This window comes from Delftia sp. UME58 (assembly GCF_014170385.1).
Taxonomy (GTDB): Bacteria; Pseudomonadota; Gammaproteobacteria; order Burkholderiales; family Burkholderiaceae_C; genus Comamonas; species Comamonas acidovorans.
In genome coordinates, this window is record NZ_LZZV01000030.1 from 24,225 (window position 1) to 33,542 (window position 9,318).

Genomic DNA, 9,318 nt, shown 5'->3' on the forward strand with positions numbered 1-9,318 from the left:
ATGACCATGAACCCACAAGACCACAAACTCATCCAGACCGGTGAATTCAGAACCGCTTACTACGAAGCGGGCTCGGGCGAGACCATCATCCTGATCCACGGTGGTGGCGCTGGCGCCGACGCCTGCGGCAACTGGAAGAACTGCTTCCCGCTCTTCTCACGGCGTGCACGCGTGCTGGCGATGGACATGGTCGGCTTTGGCGCCTCCGATGCACCCGATCCGGCGCTGTTCAGCTACGCGCAGGACGCCCGCACTGCCCAGGCCATCGCCTTCATCGAGGCGATTGGCGACGGGCAGCCGGTGCATATCGTCGGCAACTCGATGGGCGGGGCCACAGCCCTGGGGGTGGCGATGCAGCGTCCCGAGCTGGTCAGGAACATCGTGCTGATGGGCAGTGCCGGCCTGAACCGCGATCTCAACGCCGCCTTGGCCCCGGTGATCAACTACGACTTCACTCTGGAGGGGATGCGCAAGATCGTGGGCGTGCTCGCCAACCCCGATCTGGGCATGTCGGAGGAACTGCTGAGCTACCGCTACGAGCTGTCCATCCAGCCCGCCAGGAAAGCGGCCTACAAGGCCACGATGGGCTGGGTCAAGGAACGCGGCGGCCTGCACTACGAGGAAGCGCAGATCGCGGCCGTGAAGACGCGTGCGCTGGTGTTCGCAGGAAAGGATGATCTGGTGATTCCGATGGAGGACAACCTGCGTTTTCTGCAGCTGCTGGACCATTCGACAGGCTACTTTCTGCCGCACTGCCGCCACTGGGCCATGATGGAATATCCGGAGATATTCAGCCGCGTAACCATCGACTTCCTGCTTCTCGACCGCTGAGCCGAACGGCGCCAGCTACTTTTCATCCCCTTGGAAAATTGGAGGCAACGTCGTGTCAAAACCGGCTGAAACTGATGTTCTCATCGTTGGCTCCGGGCCTGCGGGTGCTGCTGCTGCGGTGGCCCTGGCCCAGGCGGGCGTGAAGAATACGGTCATCAACAGGTACCGTTCGACCTCCCCCGGGCCGCGCGCGCACATCACCAACCAGCGCACGATGGAAATCCTGCGCGACTTCGGCATCGAAGAGGCTGCCAAAAAGCTGGCCACGCCCTGGGAGTTGATGGGCGAGCATGCCTACGCGACCAGCTTGGTGGGCGAGGAGTTGGGCCGCATTCCAGCTTGGGGAACCTCGGATGCCGCCCGAAGCGCGCAGCTCAAGGCGAGCCCCACCACCTATTGTGATCTGCCCCAGCTCTACCTGGAGCCACTGCTGGTGGCCGAAGCCAGCCAGCGCGGATCGGACCTGCGCTTTCGCACCGAGTATCTGTCGCATGTGCAGGACGCCGAGGGCGTGACGGCACGCCTGGCCGACCACGTGAGCGGGCTGGAGTATGAGGTCCGTGCCAGGTATCTGATTGGCGCCGATGGCGCCAGATCCAAGGTGGCGCAGGACATTGGGCTGAGCTTCGAGGGCGAGCTGGCCTTCGGTGAGTCCGGCTCGGTCAATATCGAGTTCACTGCGGACCTCTCCGCGTTCTGCGCCCATCGTCCCAGCGACATGTACTGGATTCTGCAGGTGGGCCGAGGTCTGAACGGTCCGGCTGCCGGCCCCGGGTTTGGCGTCATGCGCATGATCCGGCCCTGGAACAAATGGATGTGCGTGGTGGGCTACGAGCTTGCCGGCGGCGTGCACAGACCGACCGACCAGGAGGCGCGCGAGATGGTCTGCAGAATCCTGGGGACGCACACGGTGCCGATCCAGATCGATGCCATTGGCCACTGGGTCAACAATCGACAGTATGCGCTGAACAACACCAACGGCCGCGTGTTCTGCATGGGTGACGCCGTGCACCGCCACACGCCTTTCGGCGGGCTGGGCATGAATACCAGCATCCAGGATGCCTATAACCTGGCCTGGAAACTGGCCTTGGTGCTCAAGGGCCAGGCAGGCCCAGCGCTGCTGGCCTCCTACGAGGCAGAACGTGCGCCAATCGCCAGACAGGTGGTGGAGCATGCTTTCCAGAGCACCCTGACTCTTGGGCCGCTGTTCCAGGCGCTGGAGCTGCCGCCCGGCGCTTGCGAGCAGGACATGGAGCACGCGCTGGCACGGCTGAAAGAGCCTTCGGCCGACGGAGCCCGCATGCGCAAGTCGTTGCGGCAAGCGATGGACAAGACGCTGGACGGTTTTGGCGCCGCCCATGGCGTGGAACTGAACCAACGGTACGTCTCCAGTGCGATCGTAGCCGACGGAACGGCGGACCCTGGTTTCTCACGCGATCCGGTGTATTTCTACCAGCCCAGCACACGACCTGGTGCCCATCTACCCCATGCGTGGCTGACATGCTTGCAACGCAAGGTCTCGACGCTGGACCTGTGTGGCAAAGGCCGTTTCACGCTGCTGACAGGCCTGGCCGGTCAGGCCTGGGCCGAGACGGTCGCCATGGCAGCGCATGAGTTGGGGATCGATTTGCACATGCATGTGATAGGCCCGGGTCAGGAATACGTGGATAGCCATGGCGATTGGGCGCGCGTGTCGGGCCTTGACGAGACCGGCGCGCTGCTGGTGCGCCCCGACATGTTCATCGCATGGCGTGCTGCGGATTGCTCCTCGGCCAGCCGCGATGGCCTTGTGCCGGCGGTGCTCCAGATTCTGGGGCGCTGATGGGCCTGCCACCGCAGGACGCCTGCCGTTCGACCAGGCCGGTCGCCGTCTTGGTCCGACCCGGCTATTGAGCTGACGCAGAGATCCCGCAGAAAGAGTGCGCAATGCCAATGCAGGAAAACCCAATGCAAACATCGGATCTGATTCAAGAACTGGCGCTGAGCCTTCGCACGGCAGAGGCTCGCCGCGCGCCGATGCAGCCCCTGCGGTCACGGTTGCCGAACGACGGGGGTGCCTCTGCCTACGCGATCCAGCGCAGGAACGTGGAGCACGCGATCCGTGCAGGACGGCGTGTGGTGGGGCGCAAGATCGGCCTGACTTCACCGGCCGTGCAAAGGCAATTTGGCGTCGAGCAGCCGGACTTCGGAACATTGTTCTCCGACATGGTCTTTGGCGATGGTGAAAGCGTGCCCTTCGCACGCCTGATCCAGCCCAAAGTGGAGGCCGAAGTCGCGCTGGTGCTCGGACGGGATATCCCGATGCTCGATGCCACGCTCGTCGACGTGATAGGTGCCACCGAATATGTGTTGCCGGCGATCGAAATCGTGGACAGCCGCATCGCCGGATGGGACATCGGCTTCACGGACACGGTGGCCGACAACGCATCCAGTGGCGCGATCGTTCTGGGCGCGGTTCCTACCGCCCTGGCCGGGCTGGATCTGAAACTGGTGGAAATGAATCTGCTGCAAGGCGGCCAGCCAGTGTCCAGTGGCAACGGCGCCGCATGCCTTGGGCATCCTTTGAATGCCGCAGTCTGGCTCGCTCGCAAGCTCGCCGCCATGGGAGAGCCGCTGCGCGCGGGCGACCTGGTCCTGACGGGTGCACTGGGGCCCATGGTGGAGGCCCATCGCGGTGACGAATTCGTGGCCCATGTCACCGGCATCGGGAGTGTACGCACCCGGTTCGCAGCCGTCTGACGGCCCAACCGAGACCTAAAGGAGCGCAGATGAGTCGCAAATTGAAGGCTGCCATCTTGGGCAGCGGCAACATCGCAACGGATCTGATGATCAAGATCCTGCGCCACGGCAAGCACATCGAGCTGGCTGCCATGGTGGGGATCGACCCCGCTTCCGACGGACTGGAGCGTGCCTCGCGCATGGGCGTTGCCACCACGCACGAGGGGGTGGATGGGCTGGCGGGATTGCCGGTGTTCCAGGATATCGGTCTTGTGTTCGATGCCACCTCGGCTTCGGCGCATATCCGCAACGACGCCTTCCTGCGCGGGATCAGGCCGGACATGCGCATGATCGACCTGACGCCTGCAGGCATCGGCCCGTACTGCGTTCCCGTGGTCAATGGCCAGCAGCACCTGGAGGCCAGAAACCTGAACATGGTCACTTGCGGTGGCCAAGCCACTATTCCGATGGTGGCGGCGGTCTCGCAGGTGGCGAAGGTCCACTACGCCGAGATCGTGGCGAGCATCTCCAGCAAAAGTGCGGGCCCTGGCACGCGTGCCAATATCGACGAGTTCACCGAGACCACGTCGAGGGCGAACGAGAAGATAGGAGGTGCCGTCAAAGGCAAGGCCATCATCATCCTGAATCCGGCCGAGCCGCCGTTGATCATGCGGGATACGGTCTACACCTTGAGTGAGCTGGCCGATACCGACGCCATGGAGGCGTCGGTGGTGAGCATGGTCAAGAGCGTGCAGGCCTATGTGCCAGGCTATCGCCTCAAGCAGCGCGTGCAGTTCGATCGCATCGACCCCGGCAATCCGATCCGTATTCCTGGCGTGGGCGACCGCCTGAGTGGCCTGAAGACCTCCATATTCCTGGAGGTCGAGGGAGCTGCCCACTACCTGCCGGCGTATGCGGGCAATCTGGACATCATGACCAGTGCCGGGCTTCATACCGCAGAGCAAATCGCGCTGCGCATGCTCAACGCCTGAGGGGCAAGCTATGCCCGGCAAGAAACTCTATATCTCCGACGTGACGCTGCGTGACGGCAGCCATGCCATCCGGCACCGGTACTCTGTCGAGAATGCCAGGCAGATTGCCAGGGCATTGGATGAGGCCAAGGTCGACTCCATCGAGGTGGCCCACGGAGACGGTCTGCAGGGCAGCAGTTTCAACTACGGCTTCGGCGCCCATACCGACCTGGAGTGGATCGAGGCCGTCGCCAGCGTGGTTCGGCATGCCAAGGTCGCTACCCTGCTGCTCCCGGGCATTGGCACTTTGCATGACCTCAAGGCTGCCTTCGATGCGGGAGCGAGCATTGTGCGTGTGGCCACGCATTGCACCGAGGCCGATGTCTCCAGGCAGCACATCGAATACGCCAGGAAGCTGGGCATGGAGGCGGTGGGCTTTCTGATGATGAGCCACATGCAGACGCCCAGGGGTTTGGCCGAACAGGCCAGGCGGATGGAAAGCTATGGCGCCACCGTGTGCTATGTGGTGGACTCCGGCGGTGCGCTGAGCATGTATGGCGTGCGCGACCGCCTGCGTGCCTTCCAGGACGTACTCAAACCGGAGACGCAAACCGGCATTCACGCACACCACAACCTGAGCTTGGGCGTAGCCAACTCCATCGTCGCAGTGGAAGAGGGCTGCGACCGCATCGACGCCAGCTTGTCCGGCATGGGTGCTGGTGCGGGCAATGCGCCGCTGGAGGTGTTTGTCGCTGCTGCCGAGCGCCTGGGGTGGAACCACGGAACCGACCTGCACCGGCTCATGGATGCGGCCGATGACATCGTGCGTCCGCTCCAGGACCGTCCGGTGCGGGTGGACCGCGAGACGCTGGCGCTGGGGTATGCCGGCGTCTACAGCAGCTTTCTGCGCCACGCCGAAGCGGCGGCCTCCAGGTACGGCTTGAAGACGGTCGACATTTTGGTGGAGCTGGGCCGCAGGCGCATGGTTGGCGGGCAGGAGGACATGATCGTGGACGTGGCGCTGGACCTGCTGAATCAGAGCAAGGCGTGATCGCGCCCAGGCTCGCGTGCCCCATCAATGCCAATCGACGCAAGCCGTGCAAGGACCTGACAAAGGCGTGCAATGCCGAGATAGACCACGGTTACGGCATTCCACAGAATATGTCATGTAAATAAATACATCAAAGGAGACAAACCCATGATGGACGCCCCTTGCCAGTATCGGCCGGGTTCTGAAGTGCACGCATCCTGGTGCACAAGCCATTCAGGTTCCGGTTTGATTTCATGCTATGCCCATGATTCGGCAAACAGATAGGAGAAAATCATGTATTTGCGAAATTGCTGGTATGTTGCCGGGCACGCAGAAGAAGCCACGGTCAAACCATTAGGGCGTATTTTTCTGGACGAACCCGTGGTCATTTTTCGTACCGAAACGGGCACCCTGGTGGCCATGGACGATCGTTGCCCGCACCGTCTGGCACCCTTGCACAAGGGAACCGTCTGTGGCGAGCAGATCCAGTGTCCCTACCACGGGCTGCGATTTTCTCCCGCCGGAATGTGCACCGCGACGCCCAGTGGCGACCGGCCGCCTGCCCGTGCCCGGCTCAAAACTTATCCACTAGTGGAGCGCCATGAAATGCTGTGGATATGGATGGGCGAAGCGTCCTTGGCTGACGCCTCGCTGATTCCTGATTTTTCTCGACTGACGGAAGATGACGCCGACTGGCTCAGCGGCTATCTTTATGTCCGTGGCAACTACCAATTGGCGGTGGACAATCTATTGGACCTGAGTCATATCGAATTCCTGCATCCCATGCTGGCGTCGCCCATCGCGCGGGCCCACAGCCAGCTTGAGCAAGAGGGCGATACCGTCCATTTCACCAGCACACTTCCGGACGACAAGCCATTGGCGCTTGCTTTGACAATGAACCCCCGGCTGGCGCCTCATGGCAAGACCGTCATGAGAGAACGCTGGGAAGTGCCTTCGCTGGTCTTCCTGTCTGTTGAGTATTACAGCGCAACGGGTGATTGGTACATACCAAGTGGGCATTTTTTGACGCCGGAAACAGCGACAACCACTCACTATTTCCTACGTTCAGGCCAGACAGTAGACAAATACAACGCGCAAATGACCGAGGCCTTCAAGAGCGGATCACTTCATATCTTCGCAACAGAGGACATCCCCATGATAGAGGCGCAGCAAAAAAATATCGGTGCCATCGACCTCATGGATCATCACCCTGCCATTCTCCGCACGGATGCCGCAGCGGTTCGTGCTCGCCGCGTGCTGTCACGCAGAATAAAGGAGGAGAATTCTCCAGTGTATACGGCCGTGGAGGCCCAGCAGGGGCAGTGAAGATCTGAATCTTCTTCCGGGTATAGCGAAATCCGAGGACCGTCCTGTCCATTTGGCCGATGCTTATGTTGGCGAGATGATTCTGCGCCATTTCAAGATAAATATTTCCTGAACGTCTTTGCATATTGAAAGCGTTGCCCTGTGTCTATGTATTTCTCGGGGACGATTTTCATTCCGTGCATGAAAAGGAGACATTGCAATGATATTCCACATGATCACGCAGTGCACGCGCCTTGCACTGACAGTGGCAGGTATATTTTCGATGGCGACCGGCGCGCATGCGCAGGGGCACTATGTGCCTGGCGTGGAGGGCATGGAGTCGGGCACCGTTCCCCCGCCTGGTTTTTACTATGCAGGATATTGGGTCAACTATCGCATTGGATCCATGCGCGCACCAGGCACCGATACGAATCTGCCGGGCAGCAACAAAGCCACGATCACCGCTTTGACAAACCGCTTTATCTGGGTGCAGAAGGTCGATTTTCTGGGGGCCGACTGGGGCATGGATCTGATAGTTCCCGTGGCCCGGTCATCGTTCAGGATGGACACGCTCGGCCTTCGCGAAAACCACTCCGGTGTCGGCGATGTCTATGTGTCCCCGTTGGGGCTGGCCTGGCATGGTGATCGATGGGACGCCGGTGTGCAACTGGGGCTGTGGCTGGACAGTGCCAGCGCCGACGGCCCCGCCGATATTGGCAAGGGCTTCAAAACCTGGATGTTGTCGGCAGGGGCCACCTACTACTTTGACACCGCCAAGACCTGGTCAGTCGCCGCCATGACGCGGACTGAGCGCAATGGCAGGAACGATCAGGGGTTTCGCAATGGCAACCAGTTCACGGTGGAGTGGGCCCTGGGCAAGCGCTTCGGCGTCATGCAGGCCGGGTTGGTTGGCTATAGCCAGGTGCAGGTCAGCCATGACAGTGGTTTGGGTGCCAGTCAGAAGAAGGGTTCGCGTCATGGATTGGGCGTGGAATTCAACTACGCATTTCCGGCACAGAAAATCAATCTGAAAACTGCTGTGTACAAAGATTATGGTGTGGAGGCTGGGACAGGACCGCAACCCAGTGGAAGCACGCTGCGCCTTGCGCTGTACAAGGCATTTTGAGGGTTGGGCGCGGCGCTGCTGCAGCCAGTCCAGCAGCCGTGCCTTGTCCATGGGCCTGGCGATGTGGTAGCCCATGACCCTCAGGCCCAGCGGCAGGCGTTCCAGATAGCTCAGCGATGAATAGCGGGTGCCGAAGTCGCCGATGGCTGGCTGCGCGCGGCTCGCGGTGATGCCACGCTGGCGGATGCGCGTGCCCGCGTGCCCGCGTGACGGCCTGAACTCCCAACGCAAATAAGCCCCCTCGGCTGCGACCATGGCGCCGAGGGGGCTATGTGTTTCAGTGACCTGATTTGTCAGGCGCAAGGGTTAGGGAGGAATCTTGGAGTGATGGCCGGCTGCGCCTCTTGGCGAGGGCATCGTGTCAGCAGTTCGTGACACTGCGGCAAAGAAGAAAAACGAGAAATGTTCCCTGTGTTCCCCAGGATTTTTCTGGAGAGCCGTTTCCAGAGGGGAAAGGCTGGCCCCGGAGGGACTCGAACACCCGCCCCATTGCTTGGAAGGCAATTGCTCTATCCGGTTGGGCTACGGGCAGGTAAGGCCCGCTGGCGGCCCACTGCGGATCATGCCCGCAACGGGTGGCCGCTCAGGGGGGCGCCGGAGCCGGTTGCCGGTTCTGCTCCTGCAAGATGGCCTCGTTCATGGCGGCCAGCAACTCGGCCCTGTTCTTGAAATGCCAGCCAGCGATGGGCAATGTCACCCTTGGCTTTTGCAGCCATGTCTGCAGCCGTATTTGAGTTGGCCGTGGAACCCTCTCTTTGTTAATTAAGGTTAATTGACAAAGATATCTGATAGTTTTTTTCTATTGAAGATCAAAATGAAAGGACCAATGAACACAGGGCCACGTTGAGGGCCAGGAGGGATCCATGAGCAAGAAGATGACTGCCCTGCCGCTGCTGGCGATGGAGCGGGGCATGACGACAGGCCCATCTCGGCGTTTTCGGGGCAGCTTCACCCCATCCTGCCTGGGATGGCTGGGATGGCTGGGCTGCCTGGTGGCCGTGCCTGCGCTCGCCCAGGGTCTTGCGACTCAGAGTTTCACGGCACCCGGCATCTACTCCTATGTCGTGCCGGTGGGCACGGCGGCCCTGCAGGTCGTGGTCAGGGGCGCGGCGGGCGGTGCTGGCGGATGGGACGATGCGCGTGGTGGCGATGGGGCGGGAGGCTCCATCGTGAGTGCCACCGGCACGACATAGGAGTAGATGCCGGGTGCCGTGAAACTCTGAGTCGCAAGACCCTGGGCGAGCGCAGGCACGGCCACCAGGCAGCCCAGCCATCCCAGCCATCCCAGGCAGGATGGGGTGAAGCTGCCCCGAAAACGCCGAGATGGGCCTGTCGTC

At 61.6% G+C, this 9,318-nt stretch carries 8 protein-coding genes; all 8 read left to right on the forward strand.

Annotated elements, in window-relative coordinates; translation table 11 throughout:
* Positions 1–6: 6 nt before the first annotated feature.
* On the forward strand, positions 7–831 hold the full coding sequence (locus A9976_RS10625) for an alpha/beta fold hydrolase (protein WP_183018974.1): 825 nt from the start codon (positions 7–9) through the stop codon (positions 829–831).
* A gap of 52 nt (positions 832–883) precedes the next feature.
* Complete coding sequence (locus A9976_RS10630; RefSeq protein WP_183018975.1) at positions 884–2,653, forward strand: FAD-dependent monooxygenase; 1,770 nt, start codon at positions 884–886, stop codon at positions 2,651–2,653.
* A gap of 125 nt (positions 2,654–2,778) precedes the next feature.
* Positions 2,779–3,570, forward strand: coding sequence for a 2-keto-4-pentenoate hydratase (gene mhpD / locus A9976_RS10635; RefSeq protein WP_183018976.1), 792 nt, complete (start codon positions 2,779–2,781; stop codon positions 3,568–3,570).
* 29 nt (positions 3,571–3,599) lie between these two features.
* Complete coding sequence (locus tag A9976_RS10640) at positions 3,600–4,541, forward strand: acetaldehyde dehydrogenase (acetylating) (RefSeq protein WP_183018977.1); 942 nt, start codon at positions 3,600–3,602, stop codon at positions 4,539–4,541.
* 10 nt (positions 4,542–4,551) lie between these two features.
* Positions 4,552–5,571, forward strand: a complete 1,020-nt coding sequence (dmpG, locus tag A9976_RS10645) for a 4-hydroxy-2-oxovalerate aldolase (protein ID WP_183018978.1) — start codon at positions 4,552–4,554, stop codon at positions 5,569–5,571.
* Between the two features lie 273 nt (positions 5,572–5,844).
* Entirely contained in the window at positions 5,845–6,876 is a 1,032-nt protein-coding gene (locus A9976_RS10650) for an aromatic ring-hydroxylating dioxygenase subunit alpha (protein WP_183018979.1), read from the forward strand.
* A gap of 199 nt (positions 6,877–7,075) precedes the next feature.
* Positions 7,076–7,981, forward strand: coding sequence for a transporter (locus A9976_RS10655; protein ID WP_259649172.1), 906 nt, complete (start codon positions 7,076–7,078; stop codon positions 7,979–7,981).
* Positions 7,982–8,844: 863 nt separating this feature from the next.
* Positions 8,845–9,174 (forward strand): hypothetical protein, encoded by a 330-nt coding sequence (locus tag A9976_RS10660; protein WP_183018980.1) that lies wholly within the window; start codon positions 8,845–8,847, stop codon positions 9,172–9,174.
* The last annotated feature ends 144 nt before the right edge of the window (positions 9,175–9,318 follow it).

What these genes read in the sequence shown, in the direction of transcription:
- A9976_RS10625 (WP_183018974.1), top strand. Translation starts at nt 7, where the DNA reads ATGAACCCACAAGACCACAAACTCATCCAGACCGGTGAATTCAGAACC.
- mhpD (WP_183018976.1), top strand. Translation starts at nt 2,779, where the DNA reads ATGCAAACATCGGATCTGATTCAAGAACTGGCGCTGAGCCTTCGCACG.
- A9976_RS10640 (WP_183018977.1), top strand. Translation starts at nt 3,600, where the DNA reads ATGAGTCGCAAATTGAAGGCTGCCATCTTGGGCAGCGGCAACATCGCA.
- dmpG (WP_183018978.1), top strand. Translation starts at nt 4,552, where the DNA reads ATGCCCGGCAAGAAACTCTATATCTCCGACGTGACGCTGCGTGACGGC.
- A9976_RS10650 (WP_183018979.1), top strand. Translation starts at nt 5,845, where the DNA reads ATGTATTTGCGAAATTGCTGGTATGTTGCCGGGCACGCAGAAGAAGCC.
- A9976_RS10655 (WP_259649172.1), top strand. Translation starts at nt 7,076, where the DNA reads ATGATATTCCACATGATCACGCAGTGCACGCGCCTTGCACTGACAGTG.
- A9976_RS10660 (WP_183018980.1), top strand. Translation starts at nt 8,845, where the DNA reads ATGAGCAAGAAGATGACTGCCCTGCCGCTGCTGGCGATGGAGCGGGGC.